The sequence below is a fragment of the Streptomyces sp. 2114.4 genome (assembly GCF_900187385.1).
GTDB lineage: Bacteria > Actinomycetota > Actinomycetes > Streptomycetales > Streptomycetaceae > Streptomyces > Streptomyces mooreae.
Window position 1 is genome coordinate 7137042 of record NZ_FYEY01000001.1, and the last position, 24292, is coordinate 7161333.

Consider the following 24292-nt stretch of genomic DNA (forward strand, 5'->3'; position numbering starts at 1 on the left):
TGCGATCAGCGGCATGTGATCAGCGCCCGGCTCGCCTCGTCACCGTAAGAAGGCAAGTTCTTGGCTCCTCACAGACTCCACCGGCTCATACCGGCGTCCGTCGCCCTGACGACCGTGTGCGCGACGCTACCGGCCTCGGCGGCATACGCTGCGGACACCCCGCCCACCCCCCACCTGGACTCCATCGAGCGGTCGCTCCGCGAAACCTCCCCCGGCCTCGAAGGCTCGGTGTGGGAGCGCACCGACGGCAACCGCCTGGACGCCCCGGCGGACAACCCCTCCGGCTGGCTGCTGCAGACCCCCGGCTGCTGGGGCGACGCCGGCTGCAAGGACCGCGCGGGCACCCGGCGGATGCTCGACAAGATGACCCGCAACATCGCCGACGCCCGGCACACCGTGGACGTCTCCTCGCTGGCCCCGTTCCCCAACGGCGGGTTCGAGGACGCCGTCGTCGCCGGTCTCAAGGCGTCCGTCAAGGCGGGACACTCCCCGCGGGTGCGCATCCTGGTCGGCGCCGCCCCCCTCTACCACCTCAACGTGGTGCCGTCCCGCTACCGGGACGACCTGATCGACAAGCTCGGCCCGGCGGCCGGCAAGGTCACGCTCAACGTCGCCTCGATGACCACGTCCAAGACGTCGCTCTCCTGGAATCACTCCAAGCTCCTTGTGGTCGACGGGAAGACGGCCGTCACGGGCGGGATCAACGGCTGGAAGGACGACTACCTCGACACCGACAACCCGGTGTCGGACGTGGACATGGCGCTCAGCGGGCCGGCCGCCCGCTCGGCGGGGAAGTACCTCGACACCCTCTGGGACTGGACCTGCCGGAACGCGTCCGACCCGGCGAAGGTCTGGCTCGCCACGTCGAACGGTTCCTCCTGCATGCCGTCGATGGAGAAGGACGAGGCGGGCGCCACCCCCGCCGAGCCCACCGGTGACGTCCCGGTCATCGCGGTCGGCGGTCTGGGCGTGGGCATCAAGGAGTCCGACCCCTCCTCGGGGTACCACCCTGACCTGCCCACGGCCCCGGACACCAAGTGCACCGTGGGGCTGCACGACCACACCAACGGCGACCGTGACTACGACACGGTCAACCCCGAGGAGAACGCGCTGCGTTCGCTCATCGCGAGCGCGCGCAGCCACGTCGAGATCTCGCAGCAGGACCTCAACGGCACCTGTCCGCCGCTGCCGCGCTACGACATCCGGACCTACGACACCCTCGCGGGCAAGCTGGCCGCCGGGGTGAAGGTCCGCATCGTCGTCAGCGATCCCGCCAACCGCGGCGCCGTCGGCAGCGGGGGCTACTCCCAGATCAAGTCCCTGGACGAGATCAGCGACACCCTCCGCACGCGTCTCGTGGCGCTCACCGGCGACAACGAGAAGGCGTCGCGTGCGCTGTGCGGCAATCTGCAGCTCGCCTCGTTCCGCAGCTCCGACGCCGCGAAGTGGGCCGACGGCAAGCCGTACGCGCTGCACCACAAGCTGGTGTCGGTGGACGACTCGGCGTTCTACATCGGTTCCAAGAACCTCTACCCGGCCTGGCTGCAGGACTTCGGCTACATCGTCGAGAGCCCGGCCGCGGCGAAGCAGCTCAAGACCGAGCTGCTCGACCCGGAGTGGAAGTACTCCCGGCAGGCGGCGTCGACCCCGGCCGGGTGCCCGGCCGGCGCCACGGGCTGACTGCGTTCAACGGGCTGACGCCGCGGGCGGGCAAGCCCCCTCGGCCCGCCGGAGTTCCGGCGCCGACCGTGGCAGGCGCGCCCGAAACGGCGAAGGCCGCCCCCACCGCACGGTGGGGGCGGCCTTCGCCGTTTCGGGACGCAGCAAGCGGGCCCGCGGTTGCCGTCAGCGGCGCCGCACCAGCGGGAACGGCAGCGTCTCGCGGATCGACAGCCCGGTGAGGAACATGACCAGCCGGTCCACGCCGATGCCCAGACCACCGGTCGGCGGCATCGCGTACTCCAGGGCCTGCAGGAAGTCCTCGTCCAGCTCCATCGCCTCCACGTCACCGCCGGCCGCCAGCAGCGACTGGGCGGTGAGCCGCCGCCGCTGCTCCACCGGGTCGGTCAGCTCCGAGTAGGCGGTGCCCAGTTCGGTGCCGAACGCGACCAGGTCCCAGCGCTCGGCGAGCCGCGGGTCCCGGCGGTGCTGACGGGTCAGCGGCGAGACATCGGTGGGGAAGTCCTTGTAGAACGTCGGGAGCTCGGTCCGCTCCTCCACCAGCCGCTCGTACATCTCCAGCACGATGTCGCCCCGGCCCATCTCCGGCTTCACCGGCACCGACGAGGCAGCGCACAGCCGGCGCAGCGCCTCGGGGCCGGTGTCCGCGTCGACCTCCTCGCCGAGCGCTTCGGAGATCGCGCCGTAGACGGTCTTCACCGGCCAGATCCCCGAGATGTCGTGCTCGACCAGCCGGCCGCTCTCGTCCGCCTTGCGGGCGGTGGCGCTGCCGAACGCGGCGATGGCCGCGCCCTGGATCAGCTCCCGGGTCAGGTCGAGCATCACGTCGTAGTCGGCGAACGCCTGGTACGCCTCCAGCATCGTGAACTCGGGGTTGTGCTTGTAGGAGATGCCCTCGTTGCGGAAGGTCCGCCCCATCTCGAAGACCTTCTCCATACCGCCCACGCACAGCCGCTTGAGGTACAGCTCCGGCGCGATCCGCAGATACAGATCGAGGTCGTAGGCGTTGATGTGGGTCTGGAAGGGGCGGGCGTTGGCGCCGCCGTGGATCTGCTGCAGCATCGGCGTCTCGACCTCGAGGTAGCCGCGCTCGATCAGACCCTGGCGCAGTGCCTGTACGGCCGTGCTGCGCGCCCGTAGGTTGTCCCGCGAGTCCGGCGAGACGACCAGGTCCACATACCGCTGGCGGACCTTGGCCTCCGGGTCGGTCAGCCCGCGCCGCTTGTCCGGCAGCGGCCGAAGGCACTTGGCCGTCAGCCGCCACCGGGTCACGAACACCGTCAGCTCACCGCGGTCGCTGGTGCCGACCTCGCCCTCGGCCTCGACATGGTCACCGAGGTCGATGTCCGCACCGAAGCGCTCCAGCAGCTCCTTGCCACTGCCCTCCCGCGTCAGCGCGATCTGCAGATCACCCGACCAGTCCCGCAGCACCGCGAAGAGCACCCCACCGTGATCGCGGGTGAGCAGCACCCGCCCCGCGATGCTGACGGTCTTGCCGGTCCGTGCGCCCGGCGTCAGGTCCGGGTACTCGTCGCGGACCTGGCCCAGGGTGTGCGTACGCTCCACGCCCACCGGGTACGGGTCGGTGCCGGCCTCCCGCAGCCGCTCCAGCTTCAGGTGGCGCACCCGCACCTGCTCGGGCAGCGCGGCCAGTTCCCGCTCGTGCAGCTCCTCCTCGGTGGCCGGTCCGGTCTGCACCAGCCCGAGCTCGTCCAGGGACGGCAGGCCCGCGGTGCTCGCCGGGGCCAGCACCCGCTTCTTGTGGCCCTTGCCCCACAGCTTGCCCAGGCTCGGCACGGCCACGAAGCCCTCGGCGATACCGGAGGCCAGACCGATCCGGGCCAGCGCACCGGCGTCCGCGTAGCACAGGAACCGCGGGTACCACTGCGGGTTGTACTTCGCGTTGGAACGGTAGAGGGCTTCCAGCTGCCACCACTTGGAGAAGAACAGCAGCAGCCGGCGCCAGAACTTCAGCACCGGACCGGCACCGATCCGGGCGCCCTCCTCGAAGGCGGACCGGAACACCGCGAAGTTCAGCGAGATCCGGCGCACGCCCATGGCACCGGCCTGGGCGCACAGCCGGGCCACCATGAACTCCATGACGCCGTTGGGTGCGGTGCGGTCCCGGCGCATGACGTCCAGCGAGATGCCGTCCTTGCCCCAGGGCACGAAGGACAGCAGCGCGATCATGTTGCCGTCCCCGTCGAACGCCTCGGCCAGCAGGCAGTCCCCGTCCTCCGGGTCGCCCAGCCGGTCCAGCGCCATCGAGAAGCCGCGCTCGGTCTCGGTGTCGCGCCAGGCATCCGCCCGGTGGATGACCTCCTGCATCTCCTCGTCGGTCAGCGCGGAGTGGCGCCGTACGCGGAAGGTCGCGCCGGTGCGCTCGACGCGGTTGACGGCCTGGCGGGTCACCCGCATCTCCCGGCCGTCGAGGTCGAAGTCCTTCACATGCAAGATCGCTTCGTCGCCGAGCTGCAGCGCCCCGAGGCCGCTGCGGGCGAACGCCTTGGCGCCGCTCTCGCTGGCCCCCATGACGGCGGGCTGCCAGCCGTACCGTCCGGCGACCTCCAGCCAGGCCTCGATGGCCTGCGGCCACGCCTCCCGGTCACCGACCGGGTCACCACTGGCCAGACAGACACCGGCCTCGACGCGGTAGGTGACGGCGGCCTTGCCGCTGCGGGAGAAGACCACGGCCTTGTCGCGGCGGGAGGCGAAGTAGCCGAGCGAGTCCTGGCTGCCGTAGCGGTCCAGCAGCGCCCGGATGCGGGCCTCCTCGTCACCGTGCAGCGCGGCTTCCATGCGCTGCGAACGGAACAGGGTGGCGGCGGCGTTCAGCAGCGCCAGCGCCCCGAGCAGGCCGAGGACGGCGCTGGTCCAGTGCGGCGGATGGCCCTCGATCAGCCGGCCGCCGACGAGCCCGCCGCAGACGCGGTTGGCGGCCCACAGCAGCCGGTTGGCGCCGCCGGATTCCAGCGTGCCCGGGGCCAGCGAGACCAGTCCCCAGCCGATCAGCACCGCCGCGGCGAGCCCGCCGATCAGCACCAGGATCGCGCGCAGGAACGCGCCGCGCCGGGTGATCGCATAGAACTCGCGGTGCGAGACGAGCAGGAGCACCAGCGCACCGGCACACAGCACCAGGGAGAACGTGTACTCCCAGTACCTCTCGACCAGGAACAGCGCATCCGCGAGGGTGACCAGCACCATGTAGGTCACCACGAACCACAGCGCGACCTGTTTGCGGGCGGTCATCGCCGCGGCCAGCAGGAAGAGGAACACCGCATACGCGAAGTTCGGCACCACCGGGATGGTGAGCGTGTCCAGCCAGTAGATCACCGGGTGGAATCCGCGCCGGAGGGGCCCGATCAGCGCCATCAGGGCACAGAAGAGCCCCAACACGCTGAAGATGATGGCGAAGCCATTGGGGACGCGGCGCCGGAAGCGCTGCCACCCCGTGAGTTGATCCTGGTCCTGCACGGTGCTCATTCCGTCACATTAGGTTTGGAAAGGGTTCAGCTGTGCGCCGCGCGGCGCTGGTTCTCTGCCACGGGGATCAGCCGTCATGCCAGTCTCCGATCCCGATGGCCCTGTTGTCTTCCCCTCGTACGGAGGGTGCGGTGACCTCTATGGGGTCACTCCTGTGGACCTTGCCACAAACCGGCTCCATGTCCGAGTCGGTGCAACTCCGGCCGATGGTGAACTTCAGGTCATAGTCGTGGACGAAGTAGCGGCCGCCCCCGGAGTCCACGCCGTCGAGAGCCGCCCGCAGCGTGACCTTGGTACCCGGTTTCCAGGGCCGCGCGGGCCGCCAGTCCACCCGGTCGCCGCCGTCGCCGTCCGGTTCCCAGGCCCACGACCCGGTCATCCGGCTGTCGGTGGTGACGCTGAGCCGCCGTTCGACCGCGGTCCGGTCGGCCACCGGGAAGTTGAAGAGGATCGTCAGGGGCCGGTCGGCGCCGGCCGCCGCGTCCGGCGAGCGGGGATCGAGCATCAGGGTGTTGAGCCTGGCCGCGGTCGCGGTGGTCAGCGACTCCTTGGCCGCCCCGACGCCGCCCTGGGCGTTCCTGGTCCGGGCGACGACGGAGTACTTGGTGCCCGGCGCGGTCTTCGCCCTGGACGTCCAGCTGGTCCCGCCGCGGGCGAGTCCGCCGGGCAGCCGCCGTCCGCTGGGGTCGGTGACGGACACCTCGGTCAGGACGCCGCCCTGAGCCGTCACCTGGAGACGGTCGCCTGCCTGCACGGTCCTGGCCCCGCCCGCCGCGCCCAGCGTCACCTGCACCGGATCGCCCTGCGGGGCCGCCTCCCGGCCGGCCCCGCACCCGGTGAGCGTGCCCATGGCGATCACCGGGGCCAGCGCGAGTGCGACACGCCGCGGCCCGGAGGGCCGGCGTCGGCAGGGGGGCTGGCTCATGTCGGGGGCTTCCGTCTGCGGTGCGGGGAGGGCGGCGGGTGGTGCGGGGAAGGGCAGGGGTGTGGGTGAGGGCGGCGTTGTCGGCCGCTAAGACGAGGGATCGCCACCCTTCGTTGCAGGGAGTGATGTGATCCACGGCACAGTGGCCGGCGGGGTGTGGGGAGTGCGGGGGTGGCGGGTCGATGTCAGGGGCTTGCGGTGATATGGGCGATTGACTCCATACGCGCCGGTCGCTGCCGGCCTCGCCCTGCGGCTGTTGCCTGCCCGCCGCACCCCGTGCGCACCTGCCCGGCGCCCCGCAGTGACCCGCAGTGATCACCTGATCGGAGCACCCGGAGGAGAACCTGACATACCCCGAAATACGCCAAACTGGCCACCCCTTGCTGCCCGTTCGGGCGGCGGTTGAGGAGGTGTGCGTCCATGGCCATTTCCATCTCGGTCGTACTGCTGCTGGTCGTCCTGACCGTGATCTTCCTGCGCAGCGGCAAGCTCAAGATCTCGCACGCCCTGGTGTGCGCGCTGCTCGGCTTCTACCTGGCGAACAGCAGCCTCGCGCCGGACATCCACCAGGGGCTCTCCGGCGCCGCGGATGTGGTGAGCAGCGTGCGTCCGTGACGGTGGCGGTCCCGCGACTGTGACGGTGGCGGTCAGGCGACTGGCGTCGCCGGTGGCCGCCCGGACCCTCACCCGGCGGAGAACACTCCGATCGCGTTGGGCACCGGCCGCTCCGCCCCGCCCGACGGATGGTTGCGGACCGTGGCCCCGTACCTGTCGCCGGTGACCAGCGTCGACGACCCGCCCCCGTCCAGGTCCATCGCGTCCCGCGCGCCCAGCTCCACCATCAGGTCCGCCAGTTCGCGCACCGTCAGACCGGTCTGGCCGGGGGCCCCGTCCAGCGCCATGAGATAGAGCAGCCGCCCGCCATCCCCGGTCCCCGCGGAGGTACGCACCGCCACCGCGACCGTGTCCAGCCCGGCCACCGGCGCGTCGTCCCGCACGATCGGGAAGCCGCCCACCGCGAACCGCAGGGGGACGGGCCCCCGGCCGACGAGGCGGGAGGTGAGCTGCACCGGCTCGCCGACCTCCAGGGCGCGCAGCCGCCGCGCCCCTTCCTCCCGGCCCACCAGCACCACACTGCCCCCGGGCACCCCGCCGCTGCCCGGGACGTCCTCCACCGCCGTCACCCGGCCGTGCCGGACGGTCACCTCCGTGGTGTCCCTGCTGCACGGCGCCGCCCGGTTGGTGTCCGTGCCGCAGGTGGCGCGCATCCGGGACACCGTGCCCCACCGCGGGGTGTAGGCGCCGATGCCGCCGACGGGGAGTGCGTACTGGTTCAGGCCGCGCAGCGGCAGCGTCCCCCCGGCGGTCAGCACCGCGCCGCGCAGGGTGAGCCGGTCCAGCCGGGCCCGGTGGTCGTAGCCGACGCCGATGACGTCCTCGGTGGTCGCGCCCGGCGGCATGACCGGCCCGAACCGCTGGCCGTCGGGCACCGCCCCCTTCAGCTGCCGCCCCGCGGCCACCGCCGGGCCGACCGAGGCGCCGGTCGCCGGCACGCCCGGGTGCTGGGTCTCGGTGATGTTGAAGAAGTCGCCGTTGACGGCCCCCACCGCGCCGCGCTCGGCCGCCAGCAGGGACACCGGCGACCGCGCGCCGACCGCCCCCGGGTACAGCAGATCGACCGACACCCGCGGCTCGGCCAGATCGACCGTCAGCAGATGCCCGTGCACGATGCCGCGCGGCACCGTCATCCGGAATTCGCCGTAGGCCACACCGGGTGCCACCAGCCGGGCGGAAGAGCGGTGCAGCGCACTGTCCGCGGCGGTGGCCGGTGCCCCGCCCGCCATCCCTCCGCCGGCCAGCACCCCCCACGCCACCAGCACCGTCAGCACCCCGTGCACTCGACCGAATCGCCGCTTCACGATCCCCCCTGACGTCGTGCCAACTGTCCCAGGTGCCGGAGACGTTCACTATGACCCGGAGATGTCATCAATGCGTAGACCCGCACCACGGCCGTCGTGTCGCCGACGCCGTCGCCGCCGGGGGCCGCGCCGATCCGGACACCCCCGGAGGGCGTGCCACGGCGCGCCCGCGTCATCCGACGCCCCGCCAGGAGGCCTCGTTGACCAGCATCAGATAGCGCGCCCAGTCCCAGAACTCGCCCGGGTCGGTGTGGTCGGTGCCCGGCACCTCGACGTGGCCGATGATGTGCTCGCGGTCCTTGGGGATCCGGTAGCGGTCACAAATGGCGGCGGTGAGCCGGGCGGACTGCTCGTAGAGCGGGTCGGTGAACCACGTCGGGTCGTCGATCCAGCCCTCGTGCTCGATGCCGATGCTGCGGGTGTTGTAGTCCCAGTTCCCGGCGTGCCAGGCGACGTCCCGCTCCCTGACGCACTGGGCGATCTTGCCGTCGGCGGACCGTACGAGATAGTGCGCGGCCGCCTTGTGCCGGGGGTCTTTGAACAGCTTGAGGGTGTTCTTGTAGGTCTCCTGGGTCACATGCACCACGACCATCTCGACGGGGTACTTCGTCGGGCGCTTGGCCGCGGTGAAGTTGGCCGGGCTGGCCGGAACCCACCGGTGCGGGGGGTAGGCGCCGCCGCCCGGAGTCGGCCGGTGCGCGGCGGCCCCGGCCCCGGACGCGGTGAAGGGAACGAGCGCGGCGGATGCGGCGAGCGCGGCCGCACCGGTGAGCAGGCGACGGCGGTCCGGGCAGCGGTGGTCGGGCTCCATGTGAACTCCTGACAGGGACCGTGGGGGGCATGGTCGCGTACATGTCACACACCTGCGGTGTGTTCATGATGCGCAACAGGGCACGCCCTGCCAAGGGAATGGCCGCTTCGCCAATGGCTCGACCAAAGGCAGCAACGGCGCAGGTCAGGAGAGCGGAGATACCTGATCGGACGTCACCCGGGTGCCACGCCCGCGGCCCTGGCGGCCGCTCGTGGACGTGGCACCCGGACCGGGACCGGGCCGGTCAGTGGCCGATTTCCACGTCCTCCAGGATGCCCAGTGCGTCCGGCACCAGCACCGCCGCCGAATAGTAGGCGCTGACCAGGTAATTGATGACGGCCTGGTCATTGATCCCCATGAAGCGCACCGACAGGCCGGGCCGGTACTCGTCCGGGATGCCGGTCTGGTGCAGCCCCACCACGCCCTGGTTCTCCTCGCCGACCCGCAGCGCCAGAATCGAGCTGGTCTGGTCCGGGGTGATGGGGATCTTGTTGCAGGGCAGCAGCGGGATGCCCCGCCAGGCGCGGACCGCCGTGCCCTCGCACTCCGCGGTGGTGGGGTAGATCCCCCGGGCGTTCCACTCCCGCCCGATAGCCGCGATGGTGCGCGGATGCGCCAGCAGGAACTGCGTCTTACGGCGCCGGGAGATCAGCTCGTCCAGGTCATCGGGGGCCGGCGGTCCGCTGCGGGTGTGGAGGCGCTGCTTGAGGTCGGCGTTGTGCAGCAGCCCGAACTCGGGGTTGTTGATCAGCTCGTGTTCCTGGCGCTCGCGCAGCGCCTCCACGGTCAGCCGCAGCTGCTGGTCCAGCTGGTTCATCGGGTCGTTGTAGAGGTCGGCGACCCGCGAGTGGATCTTCAACACGGTCTGGGCCACGCTGAGTTCGTACTCCCGCGGCGCCAGGTCGTAGTCGACGAAGGTACCCGGCAGGGCCGGCTCGCCGACATGGCCCGCGGCCAGCTCGATGGCCGCCTCACCGTGCTTGTTCTGCGCGGGGACCAGCGCCTCGCGGAACTCCTCCAGATGGCTGCGCAGCGACGGTGACCGGCCCAGCACCTCTTCGAGGTCGCTGCGGTAGAGGGTCAGCGCGGTCACCCGGGTCACCGCCCGCACGGAGTGCTCCCACTCCGCGTCCGGCGTCAGCAGCGCCGCGGCGCCGAGGGCGTCACCGTCGGCCAGCACCCCCAGGACCGTCTCGTCGCCGTACTTGCCGGCGCCGATACGGTCGAGCTTGCCGTGGGCGATCAGGATGACCCGGTCCGTGGGCGCGCCGCTCCGGGCCAGCACCTCACCGGGGGCGAACTCCCGCTGGACGAAGCGGTCCGCCAGCGAGTGAAGCGTCGCGGCGTCGGTGTACCCGCGCAGTGGCGCCAGCTCCCTCAACTCCGCCGGGATCACCCGGACTTCGGAGCCGGTCGAGGTGAATTCCACCCGGCCGTCACCGAGGGTGTGGGTCAGGCGGCGGTTGACGCGGTACGTACCGCCCGAGACCTGCGTCCAGGGCAGGATCCGCAGCAGCCAGCGGGAGGAGATCCCCTGCATCTGCGGCACGGTCTTGGTCGTGGTCGCCAGCTTGCGGGCGGCCGCGGTGTCCAGGCTGGACCGGCTCTGCTCGACCGGGGACTGCTGCGGGCCGGACGTCGGATCCACCGATGTGGTCATGGAGAAGGCTCACCTGTTCTTGTCGGTGCGTGCTGTGCTGTGCGTGCGGGGCCTGCATCTGTGTACGGCCGGCGCGGCAGGGCGGGGACCGGGCCGCTCCCGAGCGCGCCGTGCCCTTCCGCGGGCCGGTCAGTGGCCGATCTGTACGTCGTCGAGAACGCCCAGCGCATCCGGCACGAGAATGGCCGCGGAATAGTAGGCGCTGACGAGATATTTGAGTACGGCCCGGTCATCGAGGCCCATATAGCGCACCGAGAGGCTCGGCTCGTATTCATCGGGAATTCCGGTCTGGTGCAGGCCGACAACTCCCTGCTTTTCTTCGCCGGTGCGCAGCAGCAGAATCGAACTCGTCCGCTCCTTCGTCACCGGAATTTTGTTGCACGGGAAAATCGGCACCCCGCGCCAGGACGGCAGCGAATGCCCCATGACCTCGACCGCGGTCGGATACAGTCCGCGGGCACTGCACTCCCGCCCGATCGCGGCGATGGTGAGGGGGTGGGCGAGCAGGAAGCCCGGGTCCTTCCACACCGTCGCCAGCAGGTCGTCGAGGTCATCGGGGGTGGGCGGGCCGGTGCGGGTGTGGATGCGCTGCTTGAGGTCGGCGTGGTGCAGCAGCCCGAAGCCGGGGTTGTTGATCAGCTCGTGTTCCTGGCGCTCGCGCAGCGCCTGGACGGTCAGCTTCAGCTGCTCCTCGACCTGGTTCATCGGGTCGCTGTAGAGGTCGCCGACCCGGCTGTGGGCGCGCAACACCGTCTGCGCGACGCTGAGTTCGTACTCCCGCGGCGCCAGGTCGTAGTCGACGAAGGTGCCGGGGAGGGACGGCTCGCCGTGATGCCCCGAGGTGATGGAGACCGCCGATTCCCCCGTGGCGTTCGTCGGCTGTGCGGCATCCTGCCCGGCCTGGGCCAGATGGTCGCGCAGCCCGGGGGAGCGGCCGGCGATCTCCGCCACGGCCTGCCGGGGCAGCGCCATCACGGTCACCCGGGTCACCGCGCGATAGCTGAACTCCCAGGCCCTCTCGGGGTCGGTGAGCGGCGCGTCGCCGAGGTGATCGCCGCCGGCCAGCGCTTCGAGCACCGTCTCGTCGCCGTATTTGCCGGTGCCGATACGGTCCACCCGGCCGTGTGCGATCAGCACCAGCCGGTCGCCCGGTGTGCCGGCCTCGGCGATCAGTTCACCGGGTGCGTAATCCTGCTGGGTGAACCGCTCGCCGAGCGCGGCCAGTACCTCGGTATCGGTGAAATCCCGCAGGGCCGGCAACTCGCGCAGTTCCTCGGGGATGATCGAAACGTCGTGGCCGCTGATATCGAAATCGATGCGCCCGTCGCCGAGGGTGTACGTCAGCCGGCGGTTCACCCGGTAGGTGCCACCGGACACCTGCACCCAGGGCAGCAGCCGCAGCAGCCATCGGGAAGTGATGCCCTGCATCTGCGGCGCGGTCTTGGTGGTGGTCGCCAGATTCCGCGCGGCGGTGGTGCTCAGACTGGAATTCTGGGCTTCTTCCGCACTGCCGGGCAGCGATTCGTCGGCAATCGTCACAATGCCACCTGTCTCTTCGGAGGGCGCGATACGGACCGCCTGCGGAGCCCCTTTCACGGGAGCTCCGCGGCAGCCCGCCGAACCGAAGATAGTGGTGCTGTTTTTATCGACACAATCGCTCGATGGGGTGGCATGGAATTCTCTGTGCAGGGATAGGTTTAGCGGGTTCCATTCCGGGGAGAGTGTGCCGGGGTGCTGGAGTGGAGGGGATCGTCCAGCACGGTCTGCAGCGCCGCGTGTGCCGCCCCCAGCAGCGGACCGTCCGCGCCCAGGCGGGACACCGCCACCGCCGGCCCGCCGGCCCGCCCGGAATCAGCTGCGACGGCCGTCCGCAGCGCCAACTCCCGTTCCAGGGACGGCAGGATCCAGGGCGCCAGCCCGGCCAGCGCGCCCCCGAGGACCACCGCCCGGGGATCGAGCAGATTCACCGCCCCGGCGAGCGCGATTCCGAGCGCCGTCCCCGCCTCGTGCAGCGCCCGCACGACGGCCGTGTCCCCGTCAGCGGCACGGCGCGCCAGCAGGCCGATACGGGCACCCGGTCCCGGATGAGCGGCCGCCGCCCGCCCGGGGGCGAGCCCGCCCGCACGCAGTACGGCCTCCTCCCCGGCGTACTGCTCCAGGCAGCCCCGGCCGCCGCAGCCGCACGCCGGGCCGTCCGGATGCACCGGCACATGCCCCAGCTCCCCCGCGAACCCCCGCGCCCCTCGCAGCAGTTGACCGTCCACGACGACCGCGGCACCGATACCGATCTCCGCCGACACATGCACGAAGTCCGGGGGCGGGCCCGGCTGCCCGTCGCCCCCGCCCAGCCGCAGTTCGGCCAGCGCACCGAGGTTGGCCTCGTTCTCGACGGTGAGCGGGAGGGCCGGGGAGCCGTCGCGCGCGGCCGTCGCCCCGGCGAGCCCCGGGGCGAGATCGGCGGCCCGCCAGCCGAGGTTGGGGGCGTGCACCACGGTCGTCGTGCCGCGGGCCACCAGACCGGGTACCGCCACCGCCAGCCCGGCCGGCCGCAGCCCCTCGACGGCGATCGCGTCGGTCACCTCAGCGAGCAGCGCGGACAGCCGCCGCAGCACCGGCCCGGGCGCGCTGTGCCGGTTCGCCGCATCGGCCGCCACCCGGGCCCGGACCCGCCCGCGCAGATCGACCGCGCACACCGCCAGATGATCGACGCCTATCTCGGCACCGAGCCCGGCCGGGCCCCGGTCGCTGACCGCCAGCTCGCCGCCCGGCCGGCCCCGGCCGCCGGTGGCCGCCCGCCCCGCTTCCACCAGCAGGCCCGCCCGCAGCAACTCGTCGACCAGGGGGGCCACTCCCGCCCGGGTCAGCCCGATCCGCGCCGCGACCGCCGGCCGGGAGAGCGGCCCCTGCGCGGCCACGGTCCGCAGCACCCGGGCAAGATTGCGCCGCCGGATGCCGTGCTGGGTGTCGCCGCCGGGCGCGGTCACAGGGGTCTCCTCGGGGTGCGGCCGGGAGCGCGGTCCCTCCCGGTGGACGACTGCGGTGGCGCGGTCACCGTCGCAGCAGCGCCCCGCCGTCGGCGAGCGTCGCCGCCAGCCGGTCCCGGGCGGCGCCGTCCCGCGGCTGCGCCTCGTACTCCGTGCCGCGCGCCGTTCCCCAGCGACGCGCCACCGCCGCCGGGTCCTCCTCCAGCAGCAGGCCGGCCGCCTGCGCCGCCGCGCCGAGCGCCACCAGTTCCTGCGCCCGCGGCACCACCACCGGGCGGCCCGACAGCCGGCGGACGGTCTCCCGCCAGGCCACGCCTTTCGCGCCGCCGCCGATCAGCAGCAGCGGCGTATCGGGCGCGGCATCCGCGTCCAGCACCCGGTCCAGGGCCTGCAGCAGCGCGAACACCGCGCCGTCGTACGCCGCCTGGAGCAGCTGACCGGCCGTGGTGTCGTGCCGCAGCCCGTGGACCAGGCCCGAGGCGCCCGGCAGGTTCGGGGTGCGCTCGCCGTCGAGGAACGGCAGCATCACCACTTCACCGCCGCCTTCCACGGCCTCCCGGTCGCGTCCCAGCAGCGCCGCCACCCGGTCCACGGCAAGGGTGCAGTTCAGGGTGCAGGCCAGCGGCAGCCAGTCGCCGCGGGCATCGGCGAAGCCCGCGACGGCGCCGGTCGGGTCGGCGGGCCGGTGGGTGGAGACCGCATAGACCGTCCCCGAGGTGCCCAGGCTCAGCACCGGCTGCCCGGGACGCAGGCCCAGCCCGAGTGCGGCGGCCATGTTGTCGCCCGTCCCGGCGGCCACCAACGCGCCGTGCGGCAGCGGCAGATCACCGGCGTGCACCGTCCCGGCGGCCTCGCCCGGGAGCGCCACCCGCGGCAGCGCCTCGGGGGACAGCCCGACGTGTGCCAGGATCTCCGGGTCGTAGGCCCCGGTGGACGACGCCCACCAGCCCGTCCCGGACGCGTCGCCGCGGTCGGTGACGGACTCGCCGGTCAGGCGCTGGGTGAGGTAGTCGTGCGGCAGCCGCACCGCGGCGGTCGCGGCGGCCGCGGCCGGCTCGTTCTCCCGCAGCCAGGCCCACTTCGCCACGGTGAGCGCCGGCCCCGGTACGCTCCCCACCCGCTCGGCCCAGGCCCGCGCGCCGCCCAGCTCCGCGATCAGCCGCTCGCTCTGCGGTGCCGGCCGTACGTCGTTCCACAGCAGGGCGGGGCGTACCGGCTCACCGGCCGCGTCCAGGGTGACCAGACCGTGCTGCTGGCCGCCGATGGAGACCGCCGAGGCCTGCCGCGCCGCGTCGCCGCACTGCGCCAGCGCCTCGCCCAGCGCCCGCCACCACTGCGCGGGGTCGCTCTCCTTGCCGGCGCCGCCGCCGACCGTGTGCGGTGCCTGGCCCCGGGCGACGACGGCGCCGGTCGCCGCGTCCACGACCAGTGCCTTGGTGGACTGCGTCGAGCTGTCCACCCCGACGACCAGCGGTCCCGCTGACTGTGCGCCCATCGTGCACTGCCTCCCTCGGTGGCCCTGCCTCATCGCCCCGGTCCAGGGGGTTCCCCGGTGTGCTGCCGCATATTAGTTTGGCCGCGGCGTAATTTGTAAAGTGCGTTGACGAAATCACCGGGAGTCGCGATGAGTCATCAGCCCGTGCCCGAGGACAAGTTCAGCTTCGGCCTGTGGACCGTCGGCTGGCAGGGCCGTGACCCGTTCGGTGACGCCACCCGCCGGGCCCTGGACCCCGTCGAATCGGTCCACCGCCTCGCCGGCCTCGGCGCGTGGGGCGTCACCTTCCACGACGACGATCTGATCCCGTCCGGCGCCGGGGACATCGAACGCCAGGCCGCCGTCAGCCGCTTCCGGAAGGCGCTGGACGCCACCGGCCTGGTCGTGCCGATGGCCACCACCAACCTCTTCACCCACCCCGTCTTCAAGGACGGCGCCTTCACCGCCAACGACCGCGACGTCCGCCGCTACGCCCTGCGCAAGACCCTCCGCAATATCGACCTCGCCGCCGAGCTGGGCGCCCGCACCTATGTCGCCTGGGGCGGACGGGAGGGCGCGGAGTCCGGCGCGGCCAAGGACGTACGGGCCGCCCTGGACCGGATGAAGGAGGCGTTCGACCTCCTCGGCCAGTACGTCGTCGAGCAGGGCTACGACCTGCGGTTCGCCATCGAGCCCAAGCCCAACGAGCCGCGCGGCGACATCCTGCTGCCCACCGTCGGCCACGCCCTCGCCTTCATCGAGCGGCTGGAGCGCCCGGAGCTCTACGGCGTCAACCCCGAGGTGGGGCACGAGCAGATGGCCGGGCTCAACTTCCCGCACGGCATCGCCCAGGCGCTGTGGGCGGGCAAGCTCTTCCACATCGACCTCAACGGCCAGAGCGGGATCAAGTACGACCAGGACCTGCGCTTCGGCGCGGGCGATCTGCGGTCCGCCTTCTGGCTGGTCGACCTGCTGGAGACGGCCGGATATGACGGGCCGCGGCACTTCGACTTCAAGCCGCCGCGCACCGAGGACCTGGACGGCGTCTGGACCTCGGCGGCCGGCTGTATGCGCAACTATCTGATCCTCAGGGAGCGCGCCGCCGCGTTCCGGGCCGACCCTGCCGTCCAGGACGCGCTGCACGCCGCGCGGCTGGATCAGCTGAGCCGGCCCACCGCCGAGGACGGCCTCGCGGGGCTGCTCGCCGACAACACCGCCTACGAGTCCTTCGACGCCGAGGCGGCGGCCGCCCGTGGGATGGCCTTCGAGCATCTGGACCAGCTGGCGCTGGAGCATCTGCTGGGGACCTTCTGAGAGCCGTCGACCGACCCGGCCCGATCCGGCGGGCCCGGCCCGGCACGTTCCGGCCAGTCGCGTCGGGCCGGGCCGCTCAGCCGCCGAACAGCCGGCGCACAAAGGCTATTTCGGCCGCGCGCTGCTCGCCGCCGCCCCCCTCATGGGCATTGAACCGCCAGACCTTCAGCTCCTTCTCGCCCGCGTAGTGGTGGTACGCGGCGAAGCCGGTGGACGGCGGCACGACCTCGTCCCGCAGTGCCGTGCCGAAGAGCGCCGGGGCGGTGGCGCGGGCCGCGAAGTTCAGGCCGTCGAAGTGGTCCAGGGTGTGCAGTGCGGTGTCGATGTGGCCGCGGGCACCCGCGAAGTAGCGGGTGAGCTCGCCGTACGGTCCGCAATCCGTGAGGTCGACGGCCCGGCGGATATGGGTCAGGAACGGCACATCGATCAACGCGCCCGCCAGCCCGGGGACCAGCCCCGCCGTCGCCAGCGCGGCGGCACCGCCCTGGCTGCCGCCGGCGACCACGATCCGGCCGGCGTCCACCGCCGCGTGCCCCCGTGCCGTCTCCACGGCTCGTACGGCGTCGGTGAACAGCCGCCGGTAGTAGTAGCCCTCGGGATTGAGCAGCCCCTGGGTCATCTTGCCGGGCACGCCCGGATTGCCGGAGCCGACCGGATCGGGGGTGTCACCGGGCCGGTTGGGGCCGCTCTGCCCACGGGTGTCCATGACGAGGGTGGCGTACCCCGCGGAAGGCCACAGCAGCCAGTCGTGCACCATCCCCCGGCCACCGCCGTAACCGAGGTACTGCACGACGCACGGTAGCGGCCCCTCGGCCGCGCGCGGGAAGAGGAACCAGCCGCGGATACGGTGCCCGCCGAAGCCGGAGAACGTCACGTCATGGGTGTGCAGCTGCGCCAGCCCCGCATCGACCTCGGTGAAGCGGGCATCGAGGTCACGGTCACGGGCTTCGTCGAGGGTGCGCTGCCAGAAGGCGTCAAAGCCGGCCGGTTCGGGGCGCGGCGGGCGGTAGCTGCGCAGCTCGTCCAGGGGCAGGTCGGTGAACACAAAAGACCTCCGGGCCGTAGGGTGCCTTGCTGCCTGTGGCCAAGGTGCCCACCAGCCGGAGGGTTCAGACGCGGTTTCGGCCCGGCCGGCACCCGCGACGGCGACTTCCGGAGCAGCATGCCGGCACCCGCCGGCGCCCGCTGATTCCCGCCGACGGCAGCGGGCGGTCAGCGATCGATGCGCTTGCCCGCCGCGCCGGTGTCCGTCACCTCGCCGACCTCGGCGGCGGCCGGATCCAGCACCCGCGCCAGGAACGTCCTGGTCCGCTCGTGCCGAGGGGCGCCCACCACCTGCTCGGGAGTGCCCTGCTCGACGATCACCCCGCCGTCCATGAACACCACCCGGTCGGCGACCTCCCGCGCAAAGCTCATCTCATGGGTGACGACGAGCATCGTCATGCCCTCCTGCGCCAGCCCCCGCATCACCGCCAGCACATCGCCGACCAGCTCCGGGTCCAGCGCCGAGGTCGGCTCGTCGAAGAGCATCAGCTCCGGGTCCATGGACAGCGCACGGGCGATGGCCACCCGCTGCTGCTGCCCGCCGGACAACTGCGCCGGATAGGCGGCCGCCTTGTCGCTGAGCCCGACCCGTTCGAGGTTGGCGCGGGCGACCCGCTCCGCCTCGGCGCGGTCACGGCGCAGCACCCGGCGCTGGGCAATCGTCAGATTCTCCAGCGCGGTCAGATGCGGAAAGAGGTTGAAGGCCTGGAAGACCATCCCGATCCGCTGCCGGACCCGGTCGATGTCCACGTCCGGGTCGGTCACCTCGGTGCCGGCCACCGTGACCCGGCCCGCGCTCGGCTCCTCCAGCAGATTCACACAGCGCAGCAGGGTCGACTTCCCGGACCCCGAGGGCCCGATGACACACACCACCTCACCGCGCGCCACCGAGAAGTCGATCCCGCGCAGCACCTCCAGCTCACCGAACGCCTTGCGCAGGCCCTGGACGTCGATGGCCTTCGCCTCCGTCGTCCCCGGTGCCGCCTGGTCGGTCGTCACACAGCTCACCTGGCCTTCGCCGTACGGGCCTCCAGCCGTCGGACCAGTTGGCCGAGCGGGAGGGTGATCACGAGATAGAGCAGCCCGGCGATCAGGATCGGGGTCAGGCTCTTGTGCTCATTGAGCGCATCGCGCCCGAAGTTGGCCAGCTCGAACTGGGTGAGGGAGAGCCCCAGCAGATACACCAGCGACGAGTCCTTGGTCAGCAGGATCAGTTCATTGGTCAGCGGCGGCAGCACGATGCGGAACGCCTGCGGAATGACGATCGAGACCATCGCCCGGCCGTGCGACATTCCCAGGGAACGCGCCGCCTCCGTCTGGCCCTTGGGGACCGCCTGAATACCGGCCCGGATGGTCTCCGCCATATACGCCGCGCCCACCAGCCCGAGCGACATCATGACCGTGACGTTCATATCGAGCGCCACCTCGAAGGCCAGCGGCACACCGAAGCCGAGCGCGATGAACACCAGCAGACAGGGAATCCCGCGGAAGAACTCGATATAGGTGACCGCGATCCAGCGGTAGGGCGGCACCGAGGAGAGCCGCATCAGGGCGAGCACCAGCCCCAGCGCCAGACCGAAACCGAAGCCGAGCAGGGTGTAGAGGACGGTGTTGACCAGCGCCGTGGTGATGATGTCGGGGAACAGCGCCTTCGCGACCTCGACGTCGAAGAACGCCATCCGCAGCTGATGCCAGTCGGCGATCAGGGCGAAGACCACCACGGCGAGGACCAGGACGCCGTACTGCACGCCGCGGATCACCCGGGCGCGCTGTCGTTTGGACAAAGACATGACGGCGGGCCTCAGCTCTGCGGGGTGGTGCCGAACCACTTCTTGTAGATCCGGTCGTACGTCCCGTCCGATTTCGCCTTCTTGATCGCCGCGTTGATCTTCTTCCGCAGTGCGTCGTTTCCGGTGCGCACACCGATGCCGTAGTGCTCACCGGTACTGAATTCCGCGGTGACCGCGGTGTCCGGGTTCTGCTTCACATAGTCGAAGAGCACACCGTTGTCATTGATGCCGGCGTCGACCTGGCCGGACTTCACGGCGGTCAGCAGCAGCCCCAGATCCTCGAACTCCACCAGTTCGACGCCGGCGCCGTGCTTCTTGGCGTAGATCCCGCCGGTGGTGGCCTTCTGGTAACCGAGCTTCTTGCCCTTGAGGTCCTCGACCTTCTTGAAGGGCTTGCCCTTCTTCGTCAGCAGCGCCTGGGTGGCATTGAAGTACGGGTCGGAGAAATCCATGACCTTGTCCCGCGCGGGCGTGATCGTCATGCCGGCGGCGGCCAGATCGCATTTGCGGATCGTGAAATCCTGGCCGGTCTCGATGCCTTCGAAGGGGGTGTTGACGATCTCCTGTTTGACGCCCAGATCCTTGGCGACGAGGTCCACCAGATCCACATCGAACCCGACGACCTTGCCGTCCTTCTTCACCTGGAACGGCGCGTAGGGAAGGTGGGTGCAGGTCTTCAGGGTCCCGGAGGAGACCAGTTCCAGGCCGCCGGACCCCTTCTTCCCGCCGGACGTGGTGCTGCTGCACCCCGTCAGGACGGCGACGGCTGTGGCGACGGCTATGACAGGCAACGCGGAGCGAGCGGACACAGGCCCTCCAGGGGCAGGATGAACATCAACCAAGCCGTGCGTGCTGCGATGTGGCTGCATCCTGCCACCGGTCCTGGGCTCTGTCGCCGCTGCGTCGGTTGCGTGTGTGTAACGCCTTCGGCCCGCATCCGGGCCGGCCCCGTCAGCGGCCGAGCGCCGCCGCCAGCTCGGCGATGGCGTCCGGACCCACCCGGCAGCAGCCGCCGATGAGCCGGGCACCGTCCGCGGCCCAGGCCGCGACCCGGTCCGCGCTGAAAGCCGCCTCTCCGCACCAGGCCCGCGCCCCGGCGTCCCAGCTCTCCCCGCTGTTGGGGTAGACCACCACCGGCTTGCCGGTGACCCGCGCCGCCGACGGCACGGCCCGGTCCGCGTCCTCGGGTGCGCAGCAGTTCACCCCCACCGCGATCACCTCATCCGCCTCGGCCGCCACCGCGAACGCCTCCGTCAGCGGCTGCCCGGCCCGGGTGCGGTCCCCCGCCACGCTGTACGACAGATAGGCCGGCACCCCCAGTCCGCGCACCGCCCGCACCAGCGCACGGGCCTCCGCGGCGTCCGGCACCGTCTCCAGCGCCAGCACATCCGGCCCCGCCGCGGCCAGCACCTCCAGACGCGGCCGGTGGAAACGCTCCAGCTCGTCCACCGACAGGCCGTACCGGCCGCGGTACTCGGACCCGTCCGCCAGCATCGCCCCGTACGGTCCCGCCGACGCGGCCACATACAGCGGCCCGGCCACCCCGCCGGCCGACGCCCGCCGGGCCGCCTCGCGGGCCAGCTCCACACTCCGGCCGAGCAGCGCCGCGGCCCGCTCCTCGCCGATGCCGCGCCGCGCGAACCCCTCGAACGTCGCCTGATAGCTGGAGGTGATCGCGACCTGCGCCCCGGCCTCGTAGTACGCCAGATGGGCCTGCACCACCGCTTCCGGCTCCTCGGCCAGCAGCCGGGCCGACCACAGCGCGTCGCCGAGGTCGTGCCCGGCGGCCTCCAACTGGTTGGACAGCCCGCCGTCGAGGACGAGCGGCCCCGCGGCGAGGGCGTCGGTGAGCGGCGGGGACGTGCTGACCATGGTGCAAAGCCTCTCGGTGCTGCGGGACGCGCGGGTGCTCACGCCTCACCCCGGATCGTAACGCCGACCGGTGACACACCCCCTGGCCGCGCTGGTGCGCACGGCCGACGACTGGCCGACGACCGGCCGGCGTCACGTCCGGCGCGGGCTCAGTGCAGCGACGAGAACACGAACGAGAACCGTGCCGGCGCCACCTCCAACCGGTGCTGCGGCAGCACCCCCGGCCCGCAGGACTGGCTGCCGATGCCGTGCTGTGCATGGTCGAGATGGAGCCACAGATCCTCGCCGGGCCGCAGATCCGTGGTGTGGCGGGCGGCGGCCAGCTCCTCGGACGACCACCGGCGGGCGGTGAGGAAGAAGTCCGGATCGCCCTCGATCCGCAGGCCCGAGCCGTCCGGACGGGTCAGCTCCGCCCAGCGCACACCGGGCCGCGCACCGTTCTCCTGCGGCCGCACATAGGGCGTCTGCAGGGCGTCCACCGGCATCGACCAGCGGCCGAGCCGGGCGGCGGCCCGGGTGTCCGGATAGCCCTCGCCCGGCCCGCCGCCGAACCACCGGGCCAGGCCCAGGCTGCCGCACACCCGCATCCGCACTCCGAGCCGGGGCAGCGGAACCGGCCAGTCACCCTCGGGGTCGACGCTCAACTCCAGCCGCAGCAGGTCCCGTTGTGCCGTCCAGCGGCAGATCGTGCGCAGCGCCAGCGGCGACCCGGCCGGGGCGACCCGGGACCGTACGACCACGGTGTCAGGACCGGTCTCGACGGCATCGACGCGGTGCCGCATCCGGTGCAGGCCGATCCGCCGCCACTCGGTGGCCGGCCGCGGCCCCGGCTGCCAGGGCGCGGCCTCGTCGTTGTCGGTCGGCGCCCGCCAGACATCCAGCCGGGGGCCGCCGATCCGGACGCCGTCCAGATAGGCCAGCGTCCCCGTCCCCGCGTCGAAGGTCCCCGGGCCGAGGACGATCACATTGCCCTCGCCGCGGCGCGGCACGGCGGTGGCGGCCGGGGGAGTGACGGCGGGTCGCGGGGCGGCCGGCAGCTGGCCCCAGGCGATCTCGTGCCCCGCGGATGCCCAGGGGGTGTCCTCGTCCAGCACGGCCCGGACCGTCCAGAGCGCTTCGCCCTCGTCGCCCCTGGTGCCCTCAGTGCCCTTGGTGTCCGGCCCGACCGGCGGCGCCGGCAGCCGCACCACGGCCGACTCGCCGGGCCCCAGCGGCGGCACGGTGAGCCGGCCGTGACCGCGCGGCTCACCGTCCACCTCGTAGCTCCAGTGGAAGCCGAGGTGACCCAGGTCGGCGAAGTCGTACAGATTGGTGATCCGGACCGCGCCCGCCGTGCCGCCCTCGTCGGCCCCGGCCGCGCTCCCGCCGGCCCCGGCCTCGATCCGTACCGGTTCGACGACCTTCTTGAACTCCAGCAGGCCGGGGGAGGGCGCCCGGTCGGGAAAGACCAGGCCGTCGCAGACGAAGTTCCCGTCATGCAGCTCCTCCCCGAAGTCTCCGCCATAGGCGTGGAACACCTCCCCGGCGGGCGTCCGCTGCCGCAGCCCGTGGTCGATCCACTCCCAGACGAAACCGCCCTGGCAGCGTTCATAGCGCTCGAACAGCCGTTGGTACTCGCTCAGCCCGCCCGGCCCGTTCCCCATCGCATGCGCGTACTCGCAGAGGACGAAGGGGAGTTGACGCCGTCGGGCGTCCAGCGCCGGATCGGACAGCGGCTCCTCGGCACGCCGCCCGATGCGTTCCACCTCGGCGTGGTCGGCGTACATCCGGGAGTAGACATCGGTGTCGGCGCAGCTGGGGTCGCCCTCGTAGTGCAGCGGGCGGGACGGGTCGCGCTCGCGCATCCAGGCGGCCATGGCGGACAGCCCGCGCCCCGTACCGCACTCGTTTCCCAGCGACCACAGCACGACGGCGGGGTGGTTCTTGTCCCGCTCGACCATCCGCCGGGCCCGGTCGAGCAACGCCGGCTCCCAGCGCGCGTCATCCACCGGATTGTCCCGCCAGCCCTGCGCGCCGAAGCCGTGGGTCTCCAGATCGCACTCCTCGACGACCCACAGGCCCAGCTCGTCGCACAGGTCGAGGAAGGCGGGGTGCGGCGGATAGTGGCTGGTGCGCACCGCGTTGATGTGGTGCTGCTTCATCAGCAGCAGATCGCGGCGCATGGTCTCGGGTCCGACGGCCCGCCCGTAGCGCGGATGGAACTCATGGCGGTTGACGCCGCGCAGCAGGATCCGGCGGCCGTTGACCTTCAGCAGCCCGTCCTCGACGCGGACCGTACGGAACCCGATGCGCAGCGGGACCCGTTCACCGGAGGTCACCAGCTCCCCGTCGTAGAGGTGCGGCGCCTCGGCCGTCCAGGGGCGCACCGGTACCGTCGCGCTCCGACCGGTCGCCAGATCGAGGCCGAGCGCCGGGACCGTCACCCGGCCCTCCGGCTCGGACTCCACCCGCAGCGTTCCGTGCCCCGTGACGTGATCGAACCCGGCGTGGACGAAGTGGTCGGCGACCGCCCCCTGTGGACGGCGGTGCAGCACGACCTCCCGGAAGATGCCCGGCAGCCACCACTGGTCCTGATCCTCCAGATAACTGCCCGACGACCACTGGTGGACGCGTACCGCCAGCACGTTGCCGCGCGGCCGCAGCAGTGGCCCGACCTCGAATTCATGCGGCAGCCGGCTGCCCTTGAAGTGGCCCAGCTCCTGGCCGTTGAGCCAGACCCGGGCGCAGGATTCCACCCCGGCGAAGTGCAGCACCGCGGGGCCCTCGCCCCACCCCTCGGGCAGATCGAAGACCTGCCGGTGATCGCCCGTCGGGTTCTCGTCCGGCACCCGTGGCGGATCGACCGGGAAGGGGTAGGCGGTGTTGGTGTACGCGGGTGTCCCGAGCGGCCGCGTGGTGCCGCTGCCCTCGTAGGAGCCTTCGGAGGCGAAGCGTCCCTGGAGCGCCCAGTGGCCCGGCACCCGCAGCTCCGGCCAGTGCGTGTCGTCGAAGTCCGGGCGGGCGAACGAGTCGTCCTCGGCGGTGGCGCTCGCCGAGAGCCGGAACCGCCAGCGGCCGTGCAGCGAGAGGCGGGCGGCATCCGACCTCGGGTACCAGGCGCGCGGCGGCAGGACCCCGCTCCCCGGTGAACGGTCCTCGTAATACGGGGGGTGCTGGTCCTGGGCGGGGTGGCGCGGTGCGTTGGCCGTCCGGTGGGCGCTCCGGGGTGGCGGTGCGCTGTCCCTTCCGTCGGCGGCGCGGGGCGGTGGTGCGTCGGCGTTCCGGGGTGACGGTCCGTCCGGCGTGTGGTGCGGCGCGTGCGGCGAGGTGCCGGTCACTGGTCCTCCTGCTGCGGGC

Annotated in this window: 17 protein-coding genes; 3 read left to right on the top strand and 14 right to left on the bottom strand. The window is 72.1% G+C overall.

What is annotated here, in order from left to right:
- Positions 1 to 60: 60 nt before the first annotated feature.
- Positions 61 to 1680 (top strand): phospholipase D-like domain-containing protein, encoded by a 1620-nt coding sequence (locus CFW40_RS31490; protein WP_256331182.1) that lies wholly within the window; start codon positions 61 to 63, stop codon positions 1678 to 1680.
- A gap of 165 nt (positions 1681 to 1845) precedes the next feature.
- On the opposite strand, the gene lysX is transcribed toward CFW40_RS31490, so the two are convergent.
- Both lysX and CFW40_RS31500 read right to left on the bottom strand, forming a co-directional pair.
- A complete protein-coding gene (gene lysX / locus CFW40_RS31495) occupies positions 1846 to 5163 on the bottom strand; it encodes a bifunctional lysylphosphatidylglycerol synthetase/lysine--tRNA ligase LysX (protein WP_088801162.1) in 3318 nt (1105 codons plus the stop codon).
- Between the two features lie 67 nt (positions 5164 to 5230).
- The gene (locus CFW40_RS31500) at positions 5231 to 6088 is read right to left on the bottom strand and encodes an Ig-like domain-containing protein (RefSeq protein WP_088801163.1); all 858 of its coding nucleotides are present in this window, start codon (positions 6086 to 6088) and stop codon (positions 5231 to 5233) included.
- Between the two features lie 420 nt (positions 6089 to 6508).
- On the opposite strand from CFW40_RS31500, the gene CFW40_RS31505 reads away from it, so the two are divergent.
- Positions 6509 to 6703: a hypothetical protein gene (locus CFW40_RS31505; RefSeq protein ID WP_086718035.1), complete on the top strand. Its 195-nt coding sequence runs from the start codon at positions 6509 to 6511 to the stop codon at positions 6701 to 6703.
- Between the two features lie 68 nt (positions 6704 to 6771).
- Here the strand turns inward: CFW40_RS31505 and CFW40_RS31510 are convergent, their stop codons facing one another.
- The 6 genes from CFW40_RS31510 to xylB all read right to left on the bottom strand — a co-directional run bounded on the left by CFW40_RS31510 (position 6772) and on the right by xylB (position 14957).
- Positions 6772 to 7986, bottom strand: coding sequence for a phosphodiester glycosidase family protein (locus CFW40_RS31510; protein ID WP_088801164.1), 1215 nt, complete (start codon positions 7984 to 7986; stop codon positions 6772 to 6774).
- Positions 7987 to 8179: 193 nt separating this feature from the next.
- Positions 8180 to 8818: an N-acetylmuramoyl-L-alanine amidase gene (locus CFW40_RS31515; RefSeq protein WP_088801165.1), complete on the bottom strand. Its 639-nt coding sequence runs from the start codon at positions 8816 to 8818 to the stop codon at positions 8180 to 8182.
- A 244-nt stretch (positions 8819 to 9062) separates the two neighbouring features.
- A complete protein-coding gene (locus tag CFW40_RS31520; RefSeq protein WP_088801166.1) occupies positions 9063 to 10478 on the bottom strand; it encodes a family 2B encapsulin nanocompartment shell protein in 1416 nt (471 codons plus the stop codon).
- A gap of 129 nt (positions 10479 to 10607) precedes the next feature.
- A complete protein-coding gene (locus CFW40_RS31525; protein ID WP_088802495.1) occupies positions 10608 to 12020 on the bottom strand; it encodes a family 2B encapsulin nanocompartment shell protein in 1413 nt (470 codons plus the stop codon).
- Positions 12021 to 12175: 155 nt separating this feature from the next.
- A complete protein-coding gene (locus CFW40_RS31530) occupies positions 12176 to 13462 on the bottom strand; it encodes an ROK family protein (RefSeq protein WP_088801167.1) in 1287 nt (428 codons plus the stop codon).
- Between the two features lie 64 nt (positions 13463 to 13526).
- Complete coding sequence (gene xylB / locus CFW40_RS31535) at positions 13527 to 14957, bottom strand: xylulokinase (RefSeq protein WP_088801168.1); 1431 nt, start codon at positions 14955 to 14957, stop codon at positions 13527 to 13529.
- Between the two features lie 129 nt (positions 14958 to 15086).
- On the opposite strand from xylB, the gene xylA reads away from it, so the two are divergent.
- Positions 15087 to 16250 carry a xylose isomerase gene (gene xylA / locus CFW40_RS31540; RefSeq protein ID WP_088801169.1) on the top strand — a complete coding sequence of 388 codons (1164 nt, stop codon included), beginning with the start codon at positions 15087 to 15089 and terminating at the stop codon, positions 16248 to 16250.
- 76 nt (positions 16251 to 16326) lie between these two features.
- Here the strand turns inward: xylA and CFW40_RS31545 are convergent, their stop codons facing one another.
- The 6 genes from CFW40_RS31545 to CFW40_RS31570 form a co-directional block, all read right to left on the bottom strand.
- A complete protein-coding gene (locus CFW40_RS31545; protein ID WP_088801170.1) occupies positions 16327 to 17295 on the bottom strand; it encodes an acetylxylan esterase in 969 nt (322 codons plus the stop codon).
- A gap of 167 nt (positions 17296 to 17462) precedes the next feature.
- A complete protein-coding gene (locus CFW40_RS31550; protein ID WP_088801171.1) occupies positions 17463 to 18302 on the bottom strand; it encodes an amino acid ABC transporter ATP-binding protein in 840 nt (279 codons plus the stop codon).
- Positions 18299 to 19084 carry an amino acid ABC transporter permease gene (locus CFW40_RS31555; RefSeq protein ID WP_088801172.1) on the bottom strand — a complete coding sequence of 262 codons (786 nt, stop codon included), beginning with the start codon at positions 19082 to 19084 and terminating at the stop codon, positions 18299 to 18301. Before CFW40_RS31555 ends, CFW40_RS31550 begins: the two co-directional genes overlap by 4 nt.
- An 11-nt stretch (positions 19085 to 19095) precedes the next feature.
- Positions 19096 to 19893, bottom strand: a complete 798-nt coding sequence (locus tag CFW40_RS31560) for a basic amino acid ABC transporter substrate-binding protein (protein ID WP_176956324.1) — start codon at positions 19891 to 19893, stop codon at positions 19096 to 19098.
- Between the two features lie 142 nt (positions 19894 to 20035).
- Positions 20036 to 20956: a homocysteine S-methyltransferase gene (mmuM, locus tag CFW40_RS31565; protein ID WP_088801174.1), complete on the bottom strand. Its 921-nt coding sequence runs from the start codon at positions 20954 to 20956 to the stop codon at positions 20036 to 20038.
- A 149-nt stretch (positions 20957 to 21105) separates the two neighbouring features.
- Positions 21106 to 24273 carry a glycoside hydrolase family 2 TIM barrel-domain containing protein gene (locus CFW40_RS31570; protein WP_088801175.1) on the bottom strand — a complete coding sequence of 1056 codons (3168 nt, stop codon included), beginning with the start codon at positions 24271 to 24273 and terminating at the stop codon, positions 21106 to 21108.
- Between the last annotated feature and the right edge of the window lie 19 nt (positions 24274 to 24292).